Here is a 22,279-nt window from a genome sequence, read left to right as displayed (position 1 = left end):
GGCCGCGATAAAGCTCTATCGCGGCCATGGGCCGCTCCTACGGTCAGCACCCCAGGTAAACAGCAGACATGAGCGAACAACCCCTAGATTCCCAAGCCCAGGAACAGGAAGACAACAAGCTGATCGCCCAGCGTAAGGAAAAGCTTTCCGCGTTGCGCGACCAGCAGGCCATTCCCTTCCCCAACGACTTCCGCCGCGACAGCCTGGCCGGTGACCTGCAGCAGCAGTACGCCGACAAGACCAAGGAAGAGCTGGAAGCCGCAGGCATCAAGGTCAAGGTGGCCGGGCGCATCATGCTCAACCGCGGCGCCTTCATGGTGCTGCAGGACACCAGCGGACGCATCCAGGTCTACGTCGACCGCAAGACCCTGCCGGCGGAAACCCTGGAAGCGGTCAAGAGCTGGGACCTGGGCGACATCATCGCCACCGAAGGCACCCTGGCCCGCTCCGGCAAGGGCGATCTCTACGTCAACATGAGCGACGTGCGCCTGCTGACCAAGTCGCTGCGCCCGCTGCCCGACAAGCACCACGGCCTGACCGACACCGAGCTGCGCTATCGCCAGCGCTATGTCGACCTGATCGTCAACGAGGAGGTGCGCCAGACCTTCCGCGTGCGTTCCCAGGTCATCGCCCATATCCGCCGCTTCCTCATGGAGCGGGGCTTCCTCGAAGTGGAAACCCCCATGCTGCAGACCATTCCCGGCGGCGCGGCGGCCAAGCCGTTCGAGACCCACCACAACGCCCTGGACCTGGCCATGTTCCTGCGCATCGCGCCGGAGCTGTACCTCAAGCGCCTGGTGGTCGGTGGCTTCGAGAAGGTCTTCGAGATCAACCGCAACTTCCGTAACGAAGGCGTCTCGACCCGGCACAACCCCGAGTTCACCATGCTCGAGTTCTACCAGGCCTACGCCGACTACCACGACAACATGGACCTCACCGAGGAGCTGTTCCGCGAATTGGCCATGGCCGTGCTCGGCAGCACCGACGTGCCCTATGGCGACAAGGTCTTCCATTTCGGCGAGCCCTTCGTGCGCCTGTCGGTGTACGACTCCATCCTCAAGTACAACCCGGACATCACCGCGGCAGACCTGCAGGACGTCGAGAAGGCCCGTGCCATCGCCAAGCGGGCCGGCGCCAAGGTGCTGGGTCACGAAGGCCTGGGCAAGCTGCAGGTGATGATTTTCGAAGAGCTGGTGGAGAGCAAGCTGGAGCAGCCGCACTTCATCACCGAGTACCCCTTCGAGGTCTCGCCGCTGGCGCGTCGCAACGACGACGACCCCAGCGTCACCGACCGCTTCGAGCTGTTCATCGGCGGCCGCGAGATCGCCAATGCCTACTCCGAGCTCAACGACGCCGAAGACCAGGCCGAACGCTTCATGCTGCAGGTCCAGGAAAAGGACGCCGGTGACGACGAGGCCATGCACTACGACGCCGACTTCATCAACGCCCTGGAATACGGCATGCCGCCCACCGCCGGCGAAGGCATCGGCATCGACCGCCTGGTGATGCTGCTGACCAACTCGCCGTCGATCCGCGACGTCATCCTCTTCCCGCACATGCGTCCGCAATAAGCGCCGCGCCTCCTTTCCGGGGGCGCCGCTGGCACCTGCTGACTCGGGGCTCTGTCATCAAAGGTTCATCCGGACCTGCTAACAGAGCCCTGATGTCGCGTTCCTCCGCAGGTAGCCATGACCAATACGTTGATTCCCCTGCATCCGGCCGCCGAACGGCTGGGGCTGCTCTACGCCTACCATTTCACCTCGGGCCAGCCGGGCCGCGCCCTGACCATGGCGCCGGAAGATCCCTGGGAGGCGGAAGAGGGTGGCTTTCGCTGGCTGCACTTCAACCTGGCCCACGCCGCGGCCGAGCGCTGGATGCGCGAGCACCTGGGGCTGCCGGAGGAATTCTTCGAATCCCTGCACGCCGGTTCCCACTCGACCCGGCTGGAGCCGGCCGACGACACCCTGCTCGGGGTGGTGAACGATGTGACCCTGGCCTACGGCCAGGTCTCGGTGGACGTCGCTACCCTCTGGGCCTGCGCCCGCCCAGGGCTGCTGGTGACCGCCCGCGCCCAGCCGCTGCGCTCGGTGGATCGCCTGCGTCATGCGGTACGGCGCGGCGAGGGCTTCGGCTCCACCCTGGAGCTGCTGGTGCACCTCTTGCGCGACCAGGCCGATGTGCTCACCGGCATCATCCGCGACACCACGGTCAAGGTGGATGCCATCGAGGATCGCCTGCTGTCCCAGCGCCTGTCCGCCAGTCGCGCCGAACTCGGCGGCCTTAGACGCGCCCTGGTGCGGCTGCAACGGCTGCTGGCCCTGGAGCCGGGTTCCCTGCTGCGGCTGCTCAACCGGCCACCGGCCTGGCTGCGGCGCGACGACATCCAGACCCTGCGCGAGGCCACCGAAGAATTCGACCGGGTGCTGGACGACCTCGCCGCCCTGGTGGAGCGGCTCAAGCTGCTGCAGGAAGAGATCGCCGCCGCCTCCGCCGAGCAGACCAACCGCACCCTGTTCACCCTGACCTTGGTCACGGTGCTGGCCCTGCCGATCAACATCATCGCCGGCTTCTTCGGCATGAACGTCGGCGGCATCCCGCTCTCCGACTCGCCCCACGGTTTCTGGATCCTGGTGGCGCTGGTGGCGACCTTCACCGTGCTGGCCGGCAGCCTGGCCTTTCGCAAGCGCGGCGACTGACCGGCTGCGTGCAACCCCCAGGCGTGCGTCGCGGTCTCTAGGACAGCCCCCCACTGGAGACCACGATGGACTTCAAGGACTACTACGAGGTGCTCGGCGTCGCTCCCGACGTCGACGACAAGACCCTCAAGACCGCCTATCGCAAGCTGGCGCGCAAGTACCACCCCGATGTGAGCAAGGAGGCCGATGCCGAGGCCCGCTTCAAGGAGGTGGCCGAGGCCTATGATGTCCTGCGCGATCCGCACAAGCGGGCGGAATACGACCAGGTACGCCTCTACCAGCAGCAGGGCGAGCGCTTCCAGGTGCCGCCGGACTGGCAGCCGGGCTCCGGCGCCGACTACAGCGATCCCCATGCCGGCTTCGGCGAGGACTATTCCGATTTCTTCGAGTCCCTGTTCGGCACCGCCGGGCGTTCCCAGCACGGCGGTTTCGCCCGCCGGGGACGCGACATCGAGCTGGAATTGCCGCTGTTTCTCGAAGAGAGCCAGGCCGGCAGCACCAAGCCGCTGAGTTTCAGCCTGCCGCAACGGGATGAACTGGGCCGCCGCGTGGGCGAGACCACCAAGACGCTCAACGTCAAGATTCCCGCTGGCAGCGCCGACGGCGAACGCATCCGCCTGAAAGGTCAGGGCGAGCCGGGGCTCGGCGGTGCCGAGGCGGGAGACCTCTATCTGGTCATCCGCCTGGTGCCCCATCCGCTGTTCGACGTGGACGGCCAGGATCTGGTGGTCAGCGTACCGCTCGCCCCCTGGGAAGCTGCGTTGGGCGCCAAGGTGCAGGTGCCGACGCTGGATGGGCAGATCATGCTCAGTATCCCGCCCGGCAGCCAGAGCGGTGCGCGGCTGCGGGTGCGGGGCAAGGGCCTGGACGGCAAGGCCGGGCAGGGCGATCTGCATGCCCTGCTCAAGGTGGTGATGCCGCCCAAAGGCGATGAGGAAACCCAGGCGCTGTGGCGCCAACTGGCCGAGCGGGCGGCCTTCGATCCCCGCCGCGACTGGAGGAAAGTCTGATGAGCAGTCTGATCGTCCTGCAGGAATTCTGCGTGCTCTGCGAGGTGAGCGAGCCGGTGGTGGTGGAGATCGTCGAGCACGGCATCCTGGCGCCGCAGCGGGGCAAGCGCCCGGCCGAGTGGCACTTTGATACCGGCGCCCTGCACCGCGCCCGTCGCGCCGTGCGCCTGCGCCACGAACTGGACCTGGACTGGTCCGCGACCGCCCTGGCCCTGCACCTACTGGATGAGGTGGAGGAGCTACGGCGCGAGAACCAACGCCTGCGTAGACGACTGGAGCGCTTCGCCGGCGAGCTGCGAGATGTGGGAGCCGACTCGTAGGTTGGAAAACCGCGCAGCGTTTTCCACGCGCCTTGCTTCGCAGGACAGTGAAAAAGGCTGCGCCGTTTTCCACGCTACGGGGTTGCAATGTGTTGGGCTTCGCTGTGCTCAACCCAACCTACATGAGCGCCCCCTCTCCCTTTGGGAGAGGGCTGGGGTGAGGGAGGCCAGGTAGCGCCGGTGAAGGCAGGGATTCCATCGCGGCCATCGCGGCCATCGCGGTGCGCCGATGCGACCGCTCCTGCAGCCGCGGATGAGCCCTGTAGGAGCGGCCCATGGCCGCGGTGTTGTAGGGTGGAAAACCGCGCAGCGTTTTCCACGCGCGTCGCACATTCACAGGGCAGTGGAAAAAGATGCGCCGTTTTCCACGCTTCGGGCTGCAATATGTTGGGCTTCGCTGCGCTCAACCCACCCTACGGAACGTCTATCTGCATCGGATATCCCCCTCTCCCTCCGGGAGAGGGTTGGGGTGAGGGAAGCCAGGTGGCGCCGGTAATGGCCGCGGTGTTGTAGGCTGGAAAACCGCGCAGCGTTTTCCACGCTCCTTGCCCAAACGCAGGACAGTGGAAAAGGCTGTGCCGTTTTCCACGCTACACCAGGAGTCCCACAGCCATGCCCAGCCCTATCCTCGACCACCGCATCCTCGGCGAATCCCTGCAGGCGGTGGAGATCGGTCTCGATCCCGGCGAGACGGTGATCGCCGAGGCCGGCGCCATGACCTACATGGAGGCCGACATCGACTTCACCGCGCGCATGGGCGACGGTTCCGCCGGCTTGCTCGGCAAGCTCTGGGGCGCGGGCAAGCGCATGCTCGGCGGCGAGTCGCTGTTCATGACCCATTTCACCAACGAAGGGCGCGAGAAGCGCCACGTCGCCTTCGCCGCGCCCTATCCGGGACAGGTGATCCCGCTGGATCTCGGCGCCCTGGGCGGCACCCTGTTCTGCCAACGCGATTCCCTTCTCTGCGCCGCCAGGGGCACCCGCATCGGCGTGGCCTTCACCCGGCGCCTGGGCGCCGGCTTCTTCGGTGGCGAGGGCTTCATCCTCCAGCGGCTGGAAGGCGATGGCATGGCCTTCGTACATGCCGGCGGCACGGTGATCCGCAAGGAACTCAAGGGCGAGACCCTGCGCCTGGACACCGGTTGCCTGGTGGGCTTCACCAGCGGCATCGACTACAACATCAAGCTGGCCGGTGGCCTGCGCAGCATGCTGTTCGGCGGCGAAGGCCTGGTGCTGGCGACCCTGAGCGGCCACGGCACGGTGTGGATCCAGACCTTGCCTTTTTCCCGGCTAGCCGGCCGGGTCCAGGCCGCGGCCGGCGGCGTTATCGGTGAGCGCCGCGCGGGTGGCGACTGATCCCTCGCCTACCCTAGGCCCGCTGCAGGGCGCTCTGCGGCGCCATGCGCTCCAGCCAGTCACGCCAGCGCACGCGGCTGTCGTGGACCAGCCAGCCGTCCTGGCGGGCAAAGCTTTCCGACAGCCAGAGGCCGCGGGTCGACACCGGCAGGCGCTGGCCGGCGGACAGGGTGTAGAGCTCGCCAGTGGGCTTGCCGTCGTCCAGGGCGACCAGATAGAGGTCCGGGCGTTGCCGCGCCAGACGCGCCAGCAACTGGCCGTTCTCGATCTTCTCGTCGACGTGGAACAGACTCGGCGCCTTGCACTCCTTGGGCAGCTCCAGCAGCAGGTCATAGACCAGCTGGAGCGAGGCGGTGGGGGTGTGCACATAGGCGCGTGGGCGCTCCAGCAGCGCCAGGCTGCCGCAGCGCACCGGCCGCGCCGCGCCCGAGCGCGGGGTGAGGCGAAAAGCCACGTCTTCGCGATAGGGCAGGGCCGGGGCATAGGGTGTCGGCAGCCAGGTGTCGGCGAAGCGTCCGGCCAGCCAGCCGCGCGGCGTCTCGATCAGGCACTCCTCGGCCACCTCCTGCACGGCGGTGAGCAGCGGCAGGGCCAGTTCGTGGGTCGGGATGTATCCGGAGATCAGCTTGAGCACCACGTCGCCCCGATCGGGCCGGCGCTGGCGCACCAGCAGCCAGTGATCCTGGCCCTGCCAGTTCAGCGTCAGGCGGACCGAGACGCCCAGGTTGGCAAGCTTCGCACTGAAGTGCTGGGCATCGTCGATCTCGATGGGCTTGCGCCGCTCCAGCATCTCGCTGAAATTCAGCGGTTGGCCGAGGGCCTGGTAGGTGAGGCCGTCATGATTGGCCTCGACCGAAAGGGGCAGGGTCTTGAACGCCTTGGGATTGTGGCGGGCGATGAGCTGGGGCATGGCCGACTCCTGTTGTAGTGTGCCGCGGACGCACCGTCCCGGGCGACCGGGCAGGGCGTCCAGCGGACGAAGGCAAGGGTTCAGCGAAACGCTCTGGATCAGGGCCGAGCGGTGATCACTTCGGCCAGGGTACGGACATTATGTGACAGGTGCAGGGGATCGATAGTGCCGACTATCGCACCGCTTACCCCCGGCTCGCCGAACACCCGGGCGAAGCTGGCCCGGACCGGATCCTGGCCGGCGCCCAGCACCGCATGACCGCTGGCCAGCGCCTTCTTGATCAGGATGCCCTTGCCCTGGGCGGCGGCGGCCTGGATCACCGGGATCTCGGCGTCTTCGTTGAGGTTGAAGGTGACCATGGCGCAATCACCGCGCTCCAGGGCCTTGAGGCCGCCGGCGACGGTCTTGCCGGAAAAGCCGAAGGCGCGGATCAGGCCTTCGTGCTTGAGCTCGGCCAGGGTCTCGTAGCAGCCGCTGTCCTGGAGGATGGCCAGGTCGTTGCCATCGGAATGCACCAGCACCAGGTCCAGCCAGTCGGTCTCCAGCCGGCGCAGGCTGCGCTCCACCGAGCGGCGGGTATGGGCCGGGCTGAAGTCGAAGCTGGACAAGCCATCGGTGAATTCCTCGCCGACCTTGCTGGCGATCACCCAGTGCTGGCGCTGGCCACGCAGCAGCGGCCCCAGGCGCTCTTCGCTGCGGCCATAGGCCGGCGCGGTATCCAGCAGGTTGATGCCCAGCTCGCGGGCCAGGCTGAGCAGATCGGCGGCGCTGCGGTCGTCGGGGATGGTGAAGCCGTTGGGGTACTTCACGCCCTGGTCGCGGCCGAACTTGACCGTGCCCAGGCCCAGTGGGGAAATCTGGAGGCCGGTGCTGCCCAGCGGACGCTGCAGGCCGTGCAGGGTGCGCAGGCTCATGGCAGCAGCTCCTCCCAGAAGGGCGCGGCCACCGGCGGTTGCGGATGGGCGGGCAGGGCGGGGTGCTGTCCCGGCGCGATGCCATCGCGGTCGAGATTGGCCAGGACCCGGTCGGCCAGGTCCGGCGACAGGGCCAGCTTGGTCGGCCAGCCCACCAGCAGGCGGCCTTCCTCGGCGAGAAAGGCGTTGTCCGGGCGCACCAGTCCGGATTGCGCCGGCTCGGCGCGATCCACGCGCAGGGTCGCCCAGCGGGCGCCGTCGAAGTCGATCCAGGGCAATAGGCGCTGCAATTCCTCGCGCGCCGCGGCGATCTGCGCCTGGGGTTCCCGCGCCACGCCCTCGGCTTCGGCCAGGTCGCCACCCAGGTACCACAGCCACTGGCCATCGGCGGTGGGGTGGCTGGTGATGGTCACCCGCGGCTTGGCGCCGCCACCCAGGCAGTGGGCATAGAGGGGTTTGAGCATGGGGCCCTTGACCACCACCATGTGCAGCGGGCGGCGCTGCATGGCCGGCTGTTCGAGGTGGAGCGCCTGGAGCAGATCGGCCATGCCGGCGCCGGCGGTGAGCACGATGCGGCGGGCGCGGATGGCCTGGCCGTCCACCACCAGGCCGGTCAGTTCGCCGTCCTCGCGCAGGGGCTGGAGGTCATGCCCGGCCAGCAGGCTGTCGCCGGCCAGCTCGGCCAGGCGCGCGACCAGGCTGGGCACGTCCAGCACCAGCTCGGCCAGGCGATAGACCTTGCCCTTGAAGGCGCGGTCGCGCAGGGCCGGGGGCAGTTCATCGCCCTTGACCGCATCCACCCGGCCGCGCACCGCCTTGCTGGCGAAGAAGCTGGTGAGGTTGCCGGCCAGGCTGCCCGGCGACCAGAGGTAGTGGGCTTCGGAGAGCAGGCGTACGCCGGAGAGATCCAGCTCGCCGCTGCCGGCCAGGCTTTCGCGCCAGCGCCGCGGCATGTCGGCGATGGCCTCGGAGGCACCGGTGAGCATCCCGGTCAGGGCATATTTGGTGCCGCCATGGATGATGCCCTGGGACTTGCCGCTCTGGCCGCCGCCCAGGGCGCCGGTCTCCACCAGCACGGTGGCGTAGCCGGCGCGCCTGAGGCGGGCGTTGAGCCAGAGGCCGGCGACGCCGCCGCCGACGATGAGGATATCGGTGGACCAGGGTTGGGACATGAACGGCCTGCTGGGTAATCGGCAAAGGAGTGATTTTACACGCTCCTCGCCGCCGCTGGTCTCAATGCCCGGTGCTGCCGGAAAACAGCTGGATCACCACCACGCCGGCGACGATCAGCCCCATGCCGAGCAGGGCCGGCAGGTCCAGCTTCTGGTCGTAGAGCACCGCCGCGGCGATGCTGACCAGCACGATGCCCAGCCCGGCCCAGATGGCGTAGGCGACGCCCACCGGGATGCTGCGCACCACCAGGGTCAGCATCCAGAAGGCCAGGCCGTAGCCAGTGATGACCAGAAACAGGGGCAGTGGCTTGCTGAAGCCACTGATGGCCTTCATGGAGGTGGTGGCGACGACTTCGGCGGCGATGGCGATGGCCAGGTAGATGTATCCGCTCATGATGATTCCTCCTGTCGAATACCCCCATTGTGCCTTTCCGGCCGATAGGTGAAAGTTGATACCTATCCGTTTAGGAGATGGGTCATGCAGTGGAATCTGGAGCAACTGGAGATCTTCGTCGGCATCGCCGAGGGCGCGAGTTTCTCGGCCATGGCGCGCCGTCTGGGGCGGGCGCAATCGGCGGTGAGCGCCGCCATCGCCCTGCTGGAGACCGATCTGGGCGTCGTGCTGTTCACGCGCAGCAACGGCCGCACGCCGGTCATCACCGCGGCCGGTCTGGCCCTGCTGGAGGAGGCGCGTGAGGTCTTGCGCCAGTGCCAGCGCCTGGACAGCCGGGCCCAGGCGCTCTGTGCCGGACAGGAACCGCTGTTGCGCCTGGCCCTGGACGAGGCCATGCCCTACCAGCCGGTGCTCGATGCCCTGGACGCCCTGGCTGCGGCCTTCCCGCACCTGGAAGTCCAGCTCACCAGCGGCGCGCAGGGCGATGTGGCGCGCAAGCTGCTGACCGACCAGGCCGACCTCGGCCTGCTGTTTCGCCATGAGCACATGCCCGAGGCCCTGGAGCGCCAGGCCCTGGGCGATGTGGCCCAGGTCACCGCCTGCGGCGCCCAGCATCCCCTGGCCAGCCAGCGTGGGGTAGGGCGGCGGGAGCTGGCCCGCCACCGTCAGCTGCTGATCGCGCCGCTGGAGAATCCCTATCCCGGCGGCGAGCAGATCGCGCCCCAGGTCTGGCGCGCCGACAGCTTCTATCTGCTCGCCGAACTGCTGATGCGCGGCCTCGGCTGGGGTTGGCTGCCGCGGCATGTGGCGCGCTATCCCACCTACCAGGGATTGCTGGCCGAGCTGGAATGCGACTGGGTACCGCCGGCCCTGGTGGTGGAGCTGGCCTGGCGCCGCAACGCCGCGCCGGGGCCGGCCGCGCGCTGGCTGGCGCAGCGGCTGGCCGAAGAGTTGCGGGCGATTGGTTGAGATTGATTTGTTGGGCTTCGCTGCGCTCAGCGCCAACCTACGGGTGCTCTGCGTAGGTTGGGTTGAGCGCAGCGAAGCCCAACAAGCCGAACCCTCAGCACTCGCCTACTGCCCATGCCAACGAAAGTGCCTTTCTGGCCAGATCCGTGGGGCAGCTTGACCAGCGCCAGGTCGCCAGGACTGCAATACTCGACTCACCCCTTCCCAGTCCGTGACGATCGCCATGACCCCACCTCCCGCCCTCGGCCAGCGCTACGTCTTCGTCGTCCTGGCGCTGATCTTTCTCGCCCTGCTGGTCTCGGCCGGGGTGAGGTCCACCCCAGGCGTGCTGCTGCTGCCGTTGCAGGAGACCTTTGGCTGGAGTCGCGAGACGGTCTCGCTTTCCGCCGCCATCGGCATCTTTCTCTATGGCCTGGTCGGACCCTTCGCCGCCGCCCTGATGCAGACCCTGGGCATCCGTCGCACCCTGCTCGGCGGCCTGACCCTGATCAGCCTGGCCACCGCCCTGAGCACCCTGATGCGCGAGCCCTGGCAGCTGGTCGCCACCTGGGGCGTGCTCAGCGGCCTGGGCACCGGGTGCGTGGCCATGGTGCTGGGCGCCGCCATCGTCAATCGCTGGTTCATCGCCCGCCGCGGGCTGATGATGGGCCTGCTGGCCGCCAGCACCGCAACCGGCAACCTGGTGTTCCTGCCGCTGCTGGCTCATCTCGCCAGTCAGGAAGGCTGGCAGACCGTGGTGCTGACCGTGGCCGTGGCCAGCGCCGCCCTGATCCCGCTGGTGGCCTGGCTGCTGCCGGAGCGGCCGGCGGACGTCGGCTTGCGGCCCCATGGCGCCCCGGCGGACTATCAGGCGCCGGTCGCCAGCGCACCGGGCAATCTGTTTCGCGTCACCCTCGGCACCCTGGCCATGGCCAGTCGGCGGCGCGATTTCTGGCTGCTGTTCCTGACCTTCTTCGTCTGCGGCTTCACCACCAATGGCCTGATCGGCACCCACTTCATCGCCATGGGCCACGACCACGGGCTGTCCCAGGTGCAGGCCGCCGGCATCCTCGCGCTGATGGGCATCTTCGACCTGGTGGGCACCACCGCCTCCGGCTGGCTGACCGACAGATACGATCCGCGCCGGCTGCTGTTCGTCTACTACAGCCTGCGCGGCCTCTCGCTGATCTACCTGCCGTTCTCCGGCTTCGCCCCCGAGCAGCTGCTGCTGTTCGGCATCTTCTACGGGCTGGACTGGATCGCCACGGTGCCGCCCACGGTCAAGCTGACCAACCAGAGCTTTGGTGAACGGAGCGCGCCGGTGGTGTTCGGCTGGGTGTTCTGCGGCCACATGCTGGGCGCCGCCTGCGCGGCCTTTCTCGCCGGTGCCCTGCGCGAGCACTTCGGCTCCTACCAGGAGGCCCTGGTGCTGGCTGGGCTGACCGGTCTGCTGGCGGCGCTGATGGCCCTGTGGATCGGGCGACCGAGCGCCGCGGGAGCCGGGCGCTCGGTCGTGCCCGAGGTGGGCTAGGCGGTCTTGAGGTCCAGCGGCACGGCGGTCGGCGTGCGCTGCAGCATCGAGGCCGGGATCGCCAGGATCAGCAGGCCGCTGACGAACAGGCTGGCGCCGAGCACATAGGTGCCGTTGTTGATGTCGCCGGTCAGGGTTTCCATGGTCGCGGTGATCATGGAGCCGGTGAAGCCGGAGAGGTTGCCGATGGCGTTGATCATGCCGATGCCCGCCGCCGCGGCGACGCCGGAAAGCAGGGTGCCGGGCAGCGACCAGAAGATCGGCATCAGCGCCAGCAGGCCCGAGGCGGCCACGGTGAGGAAGAAGATTGACAGCACGATGTTGTGGATGAACCAGGCGCTCAGCACCAGGCCCAGGGCGCCGACGAAGGCCGGCACCGCCGCATGCATCCGCTGCTCGCCGGTGCGTGCCGAGTGGCGGGCGTTGAGCAGCATGACCACCAGGGCGACGCTGTAGGGGATGGCGGTGAGCAGGCCGATCTGCAGGCTGCCGCTGACCCCGGCGTTCTTGATGATCGAGGGCATCCAGAAGGCCAGGCCATAGAAGCCGGTGTTGAAGGTCAGCAGGATGAACACCAGCAGCCAGACCCGCGGATTGAAGAACACCTCGCTGAGGCGCGACGCCTTGCCGGCGTTCTGCTGCTCCAGGTTGCGCTTGAGCAGGGCCTTTTCCCGGGCGTCCAGCCAGGCCGCCTGGTCGATGTTGTCGCTCAGGCAGCAGAACACCACCACCGCCATGATGAGCGAGGGCACCCCTTCCACCAGCAGCATCCACTGCCAGCCGGCCAGGCCATGCCAGTTGTGCAGGCTGCTCATCAGCCAGCCGGAGAGCACGCCACCAAAGCTCAGGCTGAAGGGCAGGGCGATGAGAAAGCCCGACATCACCCGACTCTGCCGGCGGGTCGGGAACCAGTAGTTGAGATAGAGGATTACCCCGGGAAAGAAGCCCGCCTCGCAGACGCCCAGCAGGAAGCGCAGCACATAGAAGAGGGTGCTCGACTGCAGGCCGAAGAATTGCGCCAGCGGCTGGGTGAAGGCCACCGCCATGGAGATGATCGCCCAGGTCAGCATGATGCGGGCGATCCAGAAACGCGCGCCGTAGCGATGCAGCAGCAGGTTGCTGGGGACCTCGAAGAGGAAGTAGCCCCAGAAGAACATGCTGGCGCCAAGGGCATAGACGGTGTTGCTGAAGCCGAGGTCGCCCAGCATGTCCAGCTTGGCGAAGCCGACGTTGACCCGGTCCAGGTAGGCGGCGATGTAGCACAGCAGCAGGATCGGCAGGATGCGCAGCACCACCTTGCGATAGGTGCGTTCTTCGAAGGCGTCGCCAGCGGCGCCCTGGGGAGCGGTGGTCTCGAACATGGGAATGACCTTCGGGGCCTTGGGGCCCGTTGTTGTTATTGAAGAGGTCGAAGGCGGCCGGGGATGCAGGATGGCCGTCTGAATCGCCAGGCCACTCTAGGAGCGAGAGCGATTCTTTCCCAATGGCATTTGCAGATCATTCGATAACGGCGCGTTATCGAAGCCTCTAGGCCGAGGCCTTCTCGCGACCGGCATGGCTCAGCAGGATGGCGGCGAATTCCCGGGCCGCCTCGCCGAGGGGTTCGCCCTTGCGGGTGAGGATGCCGTAGTCCTGCGCCGGCAGGTGCAAGGGCAACTCCAGGGCACTGAGGGCGCCGCTGGCGAGATAGGGCTCGACCATGGCCTCCGGCAGCATGCCGATCATGGGGCCGGCGCGCAGCACCTGGAGAAAGGTCTGCATGGAGATGGTATCGATGGTGTTGCTCGGCACCGGCAGGCCGGCGGCGGCGAAGGCCCGCTCCATGCGCCCGCGGATGGGCGTGCCCCTGGGATAGAGGATCCAGGGCCAGGCCAGCACCTGATCGAGGCCTACGCGGCCGCTACCCACCAGCGGGTGATCGGCGTTGACCACGAAGCGGAAGGGCTCCGGCGCCAGGGGCTGGAAGTCGAAGCGCTGAGCCTGGGCTTCGTCGGTGAAGCGCGCCACCGCCAGGTGCAGCAGCTTGTCGTCGAGCATCTCCATCAGGTGATCGCTGGTCTGTTCCACCACCTCGATGGCCAGCAGCGGCCAGCGCTGCTTGATCGCGACGATGGCCTGCGGCAGGGCCACCGCCGTGGCGGCGAAGATGCCGCCGACCTTGAGCTGGCCGTGGCCGCCGCGTCTCAGGCTGTCGATCTGCTCGGCGAAATCGCGGGCATCGTTGAGCGCCACCCGGGCGTAGCGCAGCACGTGCTCGCCCAGCGCCGTGGGCGGCATGCTGCGCGGCTGGCGCTCGAACAGGGCGAAGCCCAGCAGGTGCTCGATCTCCTTGAGCATCTTGCTGATGGCCGGCTGGCTGAGGTTCATCTGCTGCGCCGCCAGGTGCATGTTGCGGGTGCGCCCCAGGGTGTCGATCAGCAGCAGGTGGCGAAACTTGAGCCAGTGGCAGATCTGGCTGAACGACGGCTCGGACACGCATGCCTCCCAGGCGATAAGCGCAGGTTATCGAATGATGAAATAAGCCCATTTGAGTTTATCAGTCCGGCTGCCTAGCGTGGACCCATCAGCCCTGGAGTCCTGCCCATGTCCCTTCGTCTCTCGCCTGCCAATACCCTTCCCGTCGATGGCCTGGCCGGTACCCTGGTGGGCCGCGCCTGGGTGCCCGGTCCGCTGGCCGGTCCCTCGCCCGTGGTGCTGCGCGAAGACGGCGTCTTCGACGTTTCCCAGAGCTTCGCCACCCTGAGCGCCCTGTTCGAGGAGGAAGCGCCGCTGCAGGCCCTGCGCGACACACCCGGGCGCTACCTCGGCAGCGTGGAGGAACTACTGGCCAACAGCGGCGAGCAGGCCGATCCGGATCGCCTGCACCTGCTGCCGCCGGCCGATCTGCAGGTGATCAAGGCCGCCGGGGTGACCTTTGCCGCCAGCATGCTGGAACGGGTGATCGAAGAGCAGGCCGGCGGCGATGCCGGGCGCGCCGTGGCCATCCGCGAGCAGGTGCAGGCGGTGATCGGCGCGGACCTGCAGGGCCTGGAGCCGGGCAGTCCGCGTGCCCAGGCGCTCAAGGCACTGCTGATCGAGAAGGGCATGTGGTCGCAGTACCTGGAGGTGGGCATCGGGCCGGACGCCGAGATCTTCACCAAGGCGCCGGTGCTGGCCTCTGTCGGCAGTGGCAGCGCCATCGGCATCCACCCGGTGTCCCAGTGGAACAATCCCGAGCCCGAGGTGGTGCTGGTGGCCGACAGCCGTGGCCGCCTGCATGGCGCCACCCTGGGCAATGACGTCAACCTGCGCGACATCGAGGGCCGCAGCGCCCTGCTGCTGAGCAAGGCCAAGGACAACAACGCCTCCTGCGCCCTGGGGCCCTTCATCCGCCTGTTCGACGAGACCTTCGATCTCGACCGGGTCCGCCAGTGCGTGGTGACCCTGGAGGTCCAGGGCGAGGACGGCTTTCACCTCAAGGGCAGCAGCTCCATGGCGCAGATCAGTCGTGATCCCACCGATCTCGCCGCCCAGACCCTCAATGCCAACCACCAGTATCCCGACGGCTTCGTGCTGTTTCTCGGCACCCTGTTCGCCCCGACCCAGGACCGTGACGCCCCGGGCGGCGGCTTCACCCACAAGGTGGGTGACCGGGTGAGCATCGCCAGCCCGCTGCTGGGTACCCTGCACAATAGGGTGACCACCAGCGACCAGGCCCCGGCCTGGCGCTTCGGCCTCGGTGCCCTGATGCACAACTTGGCCGCCCGAGGCCTGCTGGGTCGCTGAGCCTTTCCCTTGGTTCAGGACGAAAGTCGCCGAGCGAAGGTCAAGCGAAGCCTTTCCAATGAAGCATCACCGATGCGCAGGCACTTTTCGTGCAGAACCCAATAACAAACAGAGATAACCATGACTTCCGCCAAACGCCCTCTGCGCAGCCAGCAATGGTTCGATGATCCTGCCCACGCCGACATGACCGCGCTCTATGTCGAGCGCTACATGAACTACGGCCTGACCCGTGACGAACTGCAGTCCGGCCGCCCCATCATCGGCATCGCCCAGACCGGCAGCGATCTCACCCCCTGCAATCGCCATCACCTGGAGTTGGCCCAGCGGGTCAAGGCCGGCATCCGCGACGCCGGTGGCATCCCCATGGAATTCCCGGTGCACCCCATCGCCGAACAGAGTCGCCGCCCCACCGCGGCCCTGGATCGCAACCTGGCCTACCTCGGCCTGGTGGAGATCCTGCACGGCTTCCCGCTGGACGGCGTGGTGCTCACCACGGGCTGCGACAAGACCACCCCGGCCTGCCTGATGGCCGCGGCCACCACCGACCTGCCGGCCATCGTGCTGTCCGGTGGCCCCATGCTGGACGGGCATTTCAAGGGCGAGCTGATCGGTTCGGGTACCGTGCTCTGGCACGCGCGCAACCTGCTGGCGACCGGCGAGATCGACTACGAGGGCTTCATGGCGCTGACCACCGCCGCCTCGCCCTCGGTGGGCCACTGCAACACCATGGGCACGGCCCTGTCGATGAATGCCCTGGCCGAGACCCTGGGCATGTCGCTGCCCGGTTGCGCCAGTATCCCCGCGCCCTACCGCGAGCGCGGCCAGATGGCCTATGCCACCGGCAAGCGCATCTGCCAGCTGGTGCTGGACGACGTCCGCCCCTCGCAGATCATGACCCGCGAGGCCTTCGAGAACGCCATCGTGGTGGCCTCGGCCCTGGGCGCCTCCAGCAACTGCCCGCCGCACCTGATCGCCATTGCCCGCCACATGGGCGTGGAGCTGTCGCTGGACGACTGGCAGCGGCTGGGCGAGGACATCCCGCTGCTGGCCAACTGCATGCCCGCCGGCAAGTACCTGGGCGAGGGCTTCCACCGCGCTGGCGGGGTGCCGGCGGTGCTCCACGAACTGCTCAAGGCGGGGCGCCTGCACGGCGATTGCCTGACGGTATCCGGGCGCACCATCGGTGCCATCGCCGAAGGCGCGGCCAGCACCGATCCCGCCGTGATCCAGCCCTATGAGGCGCCGCTCAAGCACCGCGCCGGCTTCATCGTGCTCAGCGGCAATTTCTTCGATAGCGCCATCATGAAGATGTCGGTGGTGGGCGAGGCCTTCCGCCAGACCTACCTGGCCGAGCCCGGGGCGGAAAACAGCTTCGAGGCGCGGGCCATCGTCTTCGAGGGGCCGGAGGACTACCACGCGCGCATCGATGACCCTGCGCTCGACATCGACGAGCGCTGCATCCTGGTGATCCGCGGCGCCGGTCCGGTGGGCTATCCGGGCAGCGCCGAGGTGGTCAACATGGCCCCGCCGGCGGCGCTGATCAAGAAGGGCATCGACTCCCTGCCGTGCCTGGGCGACGGGCGCCAGAGCGGCACCTCGGCCAGTCCCTCGATCCTCAACATGTCGCCGGAAGCGGCGGTGGGTGGCGGCCTGGCGCTGCTCAAGACCAACGACCGGTTGCGCGTGGACCTCAATGCCCGCAGCGTCGACGTGCTGCTCGACGATGCCGAGCTGGAACGCCGCCGCGCCGAATGGACGCCCAACCTGCCGCCGGCCCAGACCCCCTGGCAGGAACTCTACCGGCAACTGGTGGGCCAGCTCTCCACCGGCGGCTGCCTGGAGCCGGCCACCCTGCACCTCAAGGTGATCGCCCGCGAGGGCGGGGTACCGCGGCATTCGCATTAAGGCTTGTCTGAAAAGTGCCTGCGCTCGGTCAGGCAGCGTTAAAAATCCGCTGGATCGCCAGCCCGGCCGGAATGCTCATTTACCGCACGTAAACTCCGCTTCCTCACGGACTTTTGCCTTGCCTGACCTTCGCTCGGCGACTTTTCAGACGAAGCCTTGGAATGGCTCGCACTGGCGGCCGGGCTTCATTAAGCTCTGCCGCCATGAACCGTACCCTCTATAGCCTGATCTTCACCCTGGCCTTGCCCTTCATCCTGCTGCGCCTGCTCTGGCGCGGACGCAAGGCGCCCGCCTATCGGCAACGCATCGGCGAGCGCCTGGCACTGGGGTTGCCAGAGGTGCCACCCGGCGGCATCTGGGTGCATGCGGTGTCGGTGGGGGAGAGCATCGCCGCCGCGCCGGTGATCCGTGCGCTGCGCCAGCGCCATCCCGAATTGCCGATCACCGTGACCTGCATGACGCCCACCGGCTCGGAGCGCATTCGCGCCCTGTTCGGTAGCGAGGTCCATCACTGCTATCTGCCCTACGACCTGCCGGGACTGGCCGGGCGCTTCCTCGACCGGCTGCGGCCAAGCCTGGGGGTGGTGATGGAAACCGAACTCTGGCCCAACCTCATCCACCAGGCGGCGCGCCGTGACCTTCCCATCGCCCTGGCCAACGGCCGGCTGTCCGAGCGTTCCGCCCGGGGCTACGGAAAACTGGGCGGAGTGACCGCGCCGATGCTGGCGGAGCTGGCCTGGCTGGCGGTGCAGACGCCGGTGGAAGCCGAGCGCTTCCGGGCCCTCGGTGCCCGTGCCGAGCGGGTCACGGTCACCGGTTCCATCAAGTTCGACCTGCGCATCGATCCCGAGCTGCCGATCCGTGCGGATGCGCTACGCCAGGGCTGGGGCAGTCGCCCGGTGTGGATCGCCGCCAGTACCCACGCCGGCGAAGACGAGATCCTGCTCCAGGCCCAGCGTCAACTGCTGGCCACACGCCCCGATGCCCTGCTGATCCTGGTGCCGCGTCATCCCGAACGCTTTCCCGAGGTGCTGGGCGAGGTGCGCGGTAAAGGCTTCAGCGTGATCCAGCGCTCGACGGGGGAGGCGGTGCAGCCGCAGACCCAGGTGCTGCTGGGCGACACCATGGGCGAGTTGCTGTTTCTCTACGCCCTGGCCGACGTCGCCTTCGTCGGCGGCAGCCTGATCGAACGTGGCGGGCACAATCCGCTGGAGCCGGCCGCTCTCGGCGTGCCGGTGCTCAGCGGACCGCATGTATTCAACTTCTTCGACATCGTCGCCCAGCTACGCGACGCCGGCGCTTTGGAAACAGTCGCGGAAGCCCCGGCCATTGCCGCGGCCGTGAGCCGACTCTGGGCCGAACCGGCGGAAACCGAGCGGCGCCGGCAGGCGGGCCTGGCGGTACTGGCCGCCAATCAGGGCGCGCTGGAGCGGCTGCTCTCCGGGCTCGACGGACTGCTTAGAGCCTGCTCATGATCTGCTGCGCGTCGGCCAAACTGCGTTGAAAATGCCTTCGGAATGCTCATTTACCGCACGTAAACTCCGCTTCCTCAGGCACTTTCGCCTTGTTTGTCTCTAGCTCGCGAGATCCTGAGCAGGCTCTCAAGCCCTGAGCGGAACGCGCCGGCAGGACGTCGGCGCGGGTCTTGGCCAGGTCCGGCGGCAGGAAGTCGCGATCCGGGTCGTAGTGGGGATCGAGATAGCCCGACAGCGCCAGAAGGTCATTGGGCGCCAGGGTGCCGGCCGCCTGCTTGAGCCTCAGAGTGTCCAGGATGTAGTTGTAGCGGGCGTCGTTGTACTGGCGCACGGCGTTGTACAGCAGCCGCTGGGCGTCGAGCACGTCGACGATGGTGCGGCTGCCCACCTGGTAGGCGATCTCGGTGGCTCTCAGGGCGCGCTGGCTGGAGGCGATGGACAGCCGCCGGGCGCGCACCTGCTCGATGTCGGTGTTGATCGCCCGATGGGCATTGCGGGTGTTCTGCACCACCTGGCGACGCAGGCTTTCCTGCTGCTGCTCACTGCGGTCCAGCTGCTGGTAGGCCTGGCGCGCCTGGGAGCTGGTGGCGCCGCCGCTGTACAGCGGCACCTCCACCTGGATACCGATGCTGCGGCTGTTGACCGGGCTGCCGAACAGGGACAGCTGCTCGGCGTTGGGCAGATTCACCGCGTCGTTGTCGCTGTGGCTGTAGCGCGCCACCGCATCCACCGTCGGCAGGTGCCCGGCGCGGCGCTGGCGCAGGGTTTCCTGGGCCGCATTGACGCCCTGGCCGGCAGCCAGCAGCTGCAGGTTCTGGCGCATGGCGGTGTCCACCCACTGGCGGGCATCGTTGGGTTGTGGCGGCAGGATCGGCAGGTCGTGGCGGATGCCGGCGATGCTGCCGTAGTCGCGATCGGTCAGCCGGGTCAGGGCCTGGAAGGCGTCGGCCACCTGCTGCTCGCTCTGGGAGCGGTTGGCCTGGGCATTGTCGAAGCTGGCCTGGGCCTGGAGCACGTCGGTGTCGTCGGTCAGGCCGACCTTGTAGCGCTCGCGGGACTGGTCCAGCTGACGGTACAGCGCCTTTTCCTCGGCGCGAGCGGTGGCCAGGGCGTCCTGGGCGCGCAGGGCGCTGAAATAGCCCTCGGCGGTCTGCAGGATGAGTTGCTGCTGGGCGGCGGAAAAATGCAGCTCGGCCTGCTCGGTGGCGGCCTGGGCCGCCTTGAGCTGGAACCAGCGATCGGCGCGGAACAGCGGCTGGCTGAGGGTCGCCTGGATCAGCTGGCTGCTGCGGTCGCTGCTGTAGCGGCCACCCTGGACGCCCAGCGCCGGATTGTCCTTGAGCTGCAGGCTGGTATGGGTGTCGTTGAATTGGGCACCGAGCCCGATCTGCGGCAGCAGGCCGGCGCGCGCCTGGGGCACCGCCTCGCGCTGGGCGCCAAGTCCGGCACGTTCGGCGGCGAGGTCGGCGTTGTTGTCCAGCGCTTCGCGGTAGACGTCGAGCAGGCCATTGCCGGCGACCTGGGCCTGGGCCAGGCCGGCCGTGCTACAGAGCGCCGCGAGCAGCAGGAATCTTCGCATTCTTGGAGCCTTCCTTGAGGGACCGCGCCAGTGTAGTGGCTTCGTCCGAATCCGCCATAGGAGAGGAAATAGCGGTCGAAGTTTCTGCCGCTCTGGGTTTACACTGGCCGCGTTCTTGTCGGGGTGCGCTACGAGGCGCTGAGATCGGGTAGTCCCGGATCCCGTTGAACCTGATCAGGCTAGGCGCGCCGCATGGCGGTGCGTCAACCTGCGTAGGGAACAAGAGGGCGTCCGCTGTCTCCATCCGTGGTCGCCATCCGTCCGGGCTTGCGTCTCCTTGCGTGCCCACCCTTCGTCCAGGTTCTTCCCTCGGCAACGCGCCCACCAGGAGAGCCTCGATGAACAAGCAGAACAACGTCACCGACTTCACCCGCGTCGACCGCCAGTCCACCCAGCCGCTGCCCAATTCGCGCAAGGTCTATCTGACCGGCTCGCGTCCCGACATTCGCGTGCCGGTGCGGGAAATCTCCCTCGCCGATACCCCCACCGCGTTCGGCGGTGAAAGGAACGCCCCGGTGTGCGTCTACGACACCTCCGGCCCCTACACCGATCCGGCGGTGCGCATCGACCTGCGCAAGGGCCTGCCGGACGTGCGTTCGCGCTGGATCGAAGAGCGTGGCGACACCGAACTGCTGACCGGTCTCTCCTCCGACTTCGGCCAGGCGCGCCTCGCCGATCCGAGCCTGGCCGCCCTGAGATTCGACCTGGCGCGCCAGCCGCGGCGGGCCAAGGCCGGGCGCAACGTCTCCCAGATGCACTATGCCCGCCAGGGCATCGTCACGCCGGAGATGGAATACATCGCCCTCCGCGAGAACATGAAGCTGCAGGAAGCCCGCGCCGCCGGCCTGCTCGGCAATCAGCACCGTGGCCAGAGTTTCGGCGCCAGCATTCCTCGGGAGATCACGCCGGAGTTCGTCCGCGACGAAGTGGCTCGCGGCCGCGCCATCATCCCGGCCAACATCAACCACCTGGAGCTGGAGCCGATGATCATCGGCCGCAACTTCCTGGTGAAGATCAATGGCAACATCGGCAACAGCGCCCTGGGCTCCTCCATCGAGGAAGAGGTCGAGAAGCTGACCTGGGGCATTCGCTGGGGCGCCGACACCGTGATGGACCTGTCCACCGGCAAGCACATCCACGAGACCCGCGAGTGGATCATCCGCAACTCGCCGGTCCCCATCGGCACCGTGCCCATCTACCAGGCCCTGGAAAAGGTCGATGGCGTCGCCGAGGAGCTGACCTGGGAGCTGTTCCGCGACACCCTCATCGAGCAGGCGGAGCAGGGCGTGGACTACTTCACCATCCATGCCGGGGTACGCCTGCACTACGTGCCCCTGACCGCCAAGCGCGTCACCGGCATCGTCTCCCGCGGCGGCTCCATCATGGCCAAGTGGTGCCTGGCGCATCACAAGGAAAACTTCCTCTACACCCACTTCGAAGACATCTGCGAAATCATGCAGGCCTACGACGTGAGCTTCTCCCTGGGTGACGGCCTGCGTCCGGGCTCCATCGCCGACGCCAACGACGCCGCCCAGTTCGGCGAGCTGGAAACCCTCGGCGAGCTGACCAAGATCGCCTGGAAGCATGACGTCCAGACCATGATCGAAGGTCCGGGCCACGTGCCCATGCAGCTGATCAAGGAAAACATGGACAAGCAGCTGGAGTGCTGCGACGAGGCGCCGTTCTACACCCTCGGCCCGCTGACCACCGACATCGCCCCCGGCTACGACCACATCACCAGCGGCATCGGCGCCGCCATGATCGGCTGGTTCGGCTGCGCCATGCTCTGCTACGTGACGCCCAAGGAGCACCTCGGCCTGCCCAACAAGGACGACGTCAAGACCGGCATCATCACCTACAAGATCGCCGCCCATGCCGCGGACCTGGCCAAGGGGCACCCCGGCGCCCAGATCCGCGACAACGCCCTGTCCAAGGCGCGCTTCGAATTCCGCTGGGAAGACCAGTTCAACCTGGGCCTGGACCCGGACACGGCGCGCGCCTTCCACGACGAGACCCTGCCCAAGGACTCGGCCAAGGTGGCGCACTTCTGCTCCATGTGCGGCCCCAAGTTCTGCTCGATGAAGATCACCCAGGAGGTCCGCGACTACGCCAAGGAAAACGGCCTGACCGACGAGCAGAAGGCCATCGAGGCCGGCTTCCAGGAACAGGCGGCGCGTTTCAAGGACGAAGGCGGCGTGATCTACAAGCAGGTCTGACGACCGTAGGTTGGCGCTGAGCGCAGCGAAGCCCAACAATGCCCGGCGTCACCCAACGACGTCGGGCGCCCTCAACCCCTTGCTCAAG

Annotated in this window: 18 protein-coding genes and 1 riboswitch; of the genes, 11 read left to right on the top strand and 7 right to left on the bottom strand. The window is 67.6% G+C overall.

Annotation, left to right across the window (positions count from 1 at the left end; all coding sequences use genetic code 11):
* Window positions 1-68: 68 nt before the first annotated feature.
* From lysS to QE393_RS14915, 5 genes are all read left to right on the top strand, one after another.
* A complete protein-coding gene (gene lysS / locus QE393_RS14935; RefSeq protein WP_310044335.1) occupies window positions 69-1,571 on the top strand; it encodes a lysine--tRNA ligase in 1,503 nt (500 codons plus the stop codon).
* 117 nt (window positions 1,572-1,688) lie between these two features.
* Entirely contained in the window at window positions 1,689-2,696 is a 1,008-nt protein-coding gene (locus QE393_RS14930) for a transporter (protein WP_158891300.1), read from the top strand.
* Between the two features lie 65 nt (window positions 2,697-2,761).
* Window positions 2,762-3,706 (top strand): curved DNA-binding protein, encoded by a 945-nt coding sequence (gene cbpA / locus QE393_RS14925; protein ID WP_310044332.1) that lies wholly within the window; start codon window positions 2,762-2,764, stop codon window positions 3,704-3,706.
* Window positions 3,706-4,026, top strand: coding sequence for a chaperone modulator CbpM (locus QE393_RS14920; RefSeq protein ID WP_310044330.1), 321 nt, complete (start codon window positions 3,706-3,708; stop codon window positions 4,024-4,026). Before cbpA ends, QE393_RS14920 begins: the two co-directional genes overlap by 1 nt.
* Window positions 4,027-4,638: 612 nt before the next feature.
* Window positions 4,639-5,382 (top strand): TIGR00266 family protein, encoded by a 744-nt coding sequence (locus QE393_RS14915; protein ID WP_310044328.1) that lies wholly within the window; start codon window positions 4,639-4,641, stop codon window positions 5,380-5,382.
* A gap of 13 nt (window positions 5,383-5,395) precedes the next feature.
* On the opposite strand, the gene QE393_RS14910 is transcribed toward QE393_RS14915, so the two are convergent.
* From QE393_RS14910 to QE393_RS14895, 4 genes are all read right to left on the bottom strand, one after another.
* Window positions 5,396-6,292 carry a metal ABC transporter ATPase gene (locus tag QE393_RS14910; RefSeq protein ID WP_133862602.1) on the bottom strand — a complete coding sequence of 299 codons (897 nt, stop codon included), beginning with the start codon at window positions 6,290-6,292 and terminating at the stop codon, window positions 5,396-5,398.
* Between the two features lie 98 nt (window positions 6,293-6,390).
* A complete protein-coding gene (locus QE393_RS14905) occupies window positions 6,391-7,206 on the bottom strand; it encodes an aldo/keto reductase (RefSeq protein ID WP_310044325.1) in 816 nt (271 codons plus the stop codon).
* Entirely contained in the window at window positions 7,203-8,378 is a 1,176-nt protein-coding gene (locus QE393_RS14900) for an FAD-dependent oxidoreductase (RefSeq protein ID WP_310044324.1), read from the bottom strand. The genes QE393_RS14905 and QE393_RS14900 overlap by 4 nt, the downstream gene beginning before the upstream one ends.
* 61 nt (window positions 8,379-8,439) lie before the next feature.
* Complete coding sequence (locus QE393_RS14895) at window positions 8,440-8,772, bottom strand: multidrug efflux SMR transporter (RefSeq protein WP_273806492.1); 333 nt, start codon at window positions 8,770-8,772, stop codon at window positions 8,440-8,442.
* Between the two features lie 84 nt (window positions 8,773-8,856).
* Between QE393_RS14895 and QE393_RS14890 the strand changes: the two genes are divergently transcribed.
* The gene (locus tag QE393_RS14890; RefSeq protein ID WP_310044320.1) at window positions 8,857-9,741 is read left to right on the top strand and encodes a LysR family transcriptional regulator; all 885 of its coding nucleotides are present in this window, start codon (window positions 8,857-8,859) and stop codon (window positions 9,739-9,741) included.
* A gap of 223 nt (window positions 9,742-9,964) precedes the next feature.
* Window positions 9,965-11,251: an MFS transporter gene (locus QE393_RS14885; protein WP_310044318.1), complete on the top strand. Its 1,287-nt coding sequence runs from the start codon at window positions 9,965-9,967 to the stop codon at window positions 11,249-11,251.
* Here QE393_RS14885 and QE393_RS14880 read toward each other — a convergent pair.
* Together QE393_RS14880 and QE393_RS14875 are read right to left on the bottom strand one after the other, a co-directional pair.
* Complete coding sequence (locus tag QE393_RS14880) at window positions 11,248-12,612, bottom strand: MFS transporter (RefSeq protein WP_310044316.1); 1,365 nt, start codon at window positions 12,610-12,612, stop codon at window positions 11,248-11,250. The genes QE393_RS14885 and QE393_RS14880 overlap by 4 nt on opposite strands.
* Window positions 12,613-12,778: 166 nt before the next feature.
* A complete protein-coding gene (locus tag QE393_RS14875; protein WP_273806488.1) occupies window positions 12,779-13,726 on the bottom strand; it encodes a LysR family transcriptional regulator in 948 nt (315 codons plus the stop codon).
* A gap of 108 nt (window positions 13,727-13,834) precedes the next feature.
* On the opposite strand from QE393_RS14875, the gene QE393_RS14870 reads away from it, so the two are divergent.
* The 3 genes from QE393_RS14870 to waaA all read left to right on the top strand — a co-directional run bounded on the left by QE393_RS14870 (window position 13,835) and on the right by waaA (window position 18,396).
* The gene (locus tag QE393_RS14870) at window positions 13,835-15,016 is read left to right on the top strand and encodes a fumarylacetoacetate hydrolase family protein (RefSeq protein ID WP_310044315.1); all 1,182 of its coding nucleotides are present in this window, start codon (window positions 13,835-13,837) and stop codon (window positions 15,014-15,016) included.
* Window positions 15,017-15,136: 120 nt separating this feature from the next.
* The gene (locus QE393_RS14865) at window positions 15,137-16,921 is read left to right on the top strand and encodes an IlvD/Edd family dehydratase (RefSeq protein WP_273806486.1); all 1,785 of its coding nucleotides are present in this window, start codon (window positions 15,137-15,139) and stop codon (window positions 16,919-16,921) included.
* A 203-nt stretch (window positions 16,922-17,124) separates the two neighbouring features.
* Window positions 17,125-18,396: a lipid IV(A) 3-deoxy-D-manno-octulosonic acid transferase gene (gene waaA / locus QE393_RS14860; protein WP_310044314.1), complete on the top strand. Its 1,272-nt coding sequence runs from the start codon at window positions 17,125-17,127 to the stop codon at window positions 18,394-18,396.
* Between the two features lie 46 nt (window positions 18,397-18,442).
* Here the strand turns inward: waaA and QE393_RS14855 are convergent, their stop codons facing one another.
* A complete protein-coding gene (locus tag QE393_RS14855) occupies window positions 18,443-19,975 on the bottom strand; it encodes a TolC family outer membrane protein (protein WP_310044312.1) in 1,533 nt (510 codons plus the stop codon).
* Between the two features lie 109 nt (window positions 19,976-20,084).
* Window positions 20,085-20,211, top strand: a riboswitch (TPP riboswitch).
* A gap of 102 nt (window positions 20,212-20,313) precedes the next feature.
* On the opposite strand from QE393_RS14855, the gene thiC reads away from it, so the two are divergent.
* Window positions 20,314-22,191, top strand: coding sequence for a phosphomethylpyrimidine synthase ThiC (thiC, locus tag QE393_RS14850; RefSeq protein WP_310044310.1), 1,878 nt, complete (start codon window positions 20,314-20,316; stop codon window positions 22,189-22,191).
* Window positions 22,192-22,279: the final 88 nt, after the last annotated feature.

Source organism: Pseudomonas sp. SORGH_AS_0211, assembly GCF_031453455.1.
In the GTDB taxonomy this organism is placed as follows: Bacteria; Pseudomonadota; Gammaproteobacteria; order Pseudomonadales; family Pseudomonadaceae; genus Chryseomonas; species Chryseomonas aestiva.
The sequence above is the reverse complement of the archived record's forward strand: the minus strand, read 5'-3'. Positions and strand labels throughout refer to the sequence as shown.

Coding starts and splice junctions, on each gene's coding strand:
- lysS (WP_310044335.1), top strand. CDS start 69: ATGAGCGAACAACCCCTAGATTCCCAAGCCCAGGAACAGGAAGACAAC.
- QE393_RS14880 (WP_310044316.1), bottom strand. CDS start 12,612: ATGTTCGAGACCACCGCTCCCCAGGGCGCCGCTGGCGACGCCTTCGAA.
- QE393_RS14920 (WP_310044330.1), top strand. CDS start 3,706: ATGAGCAGTCTGATCGTCCTGCAGGAATTCTGCGTGCTCTGCGAGGTG.
- QE393_RS14895 (WP_273806492.1), bottom strand. CDS start 8,772: ATGAGCGGATACATCTACCTGGCCATCGCCATCGCCGCCGAAGTCGTC.
- QE393_RS14910 (WP_133862602.1), bottom strand. CDS start 6,292: ATGCCCCAGCTCATCGCCCGCCACAATCCCAAGGCGTTCAAGACCCTG.
- QE393_RS14930 (WP_158891300.1), top strand. CDS start 1,689: ATGACCAATACGTTGATTCCCCTGCATCCGGCCGCCGAACGGCTGGGG.
- QE393_RS14870 (WP_310044315.1), top strand. CDS start 13,835: ATGTCCCTTCGTCTCTCGCCTGCCAATACCCTTCCCGTCGATGGCCTG.
- QE393_RS14865 (WP_273806486.1), top strand. CDS start 15,137: ATGACTTCCGCCAAACGCCCTCTGCGCAGCCAGCAATGGTTCGATGAT.
- cbpA (WP_310044332.1), top strand. CDS start 2,762: ATGGACTTCAAGGACTACTACGAGGTGCTCGGCGTCGCTCCCGACGTC.
- thiC (WP_310044310.1), top strand. CDS start 20,314: ATGAACAAGCAGAACAACGTCACCGACTTCACCCGCGTCGACCGCCAG.
- QE393_RS14855 (WP_310044312.1), bottom strand. CDS start 19,975: ATGCGAAGATTCCTGCTGCTCGCGGCGCTCTGTAGCACGGCCGGCCTG.
- waaA (WP_310044314.1), top strand. CDS start 17,125: ATGAACCGTACCCTCTATAGCCTGATCTTCACCCTGGCCTTGCCCTTC.
- QE393_RS14905 (WP_310044325.1), bottom strand. CDS start 7,206: ATGAGCCTGCGCACCCTGCACGGCCTGCAGCGTCCGCTGGGCAGCACC.
- QE393_RS14900 (WP_310044324.1), bottom strand. CDS start 8,378: ATGTCCCAACCCTGGTCCACCGATATCCTCATCGTCGGCGGCGGCGTC.
- QE393_RS14890 (WP_310044320.1), top strand. CDS start 8,857: ATGCAGTGGAATCTGGAGCAACTGGAGATCTTCGTCGGCATCGCCGAG.
- QE393_RS14915 (WP_310044328.1), top strand. CDS start 4,639: ATGCCCAGCCCTATCCTCGACCACCGCATCCTCGGCGAATCCCTGCAG.
- QE393_RS14885 (WP_310044318.1), top strand. CDS start 9,965: ATGACCCCACCTCCCGCCCTCGGCCAGCGCTACGTCTTCGTCGTCCTG.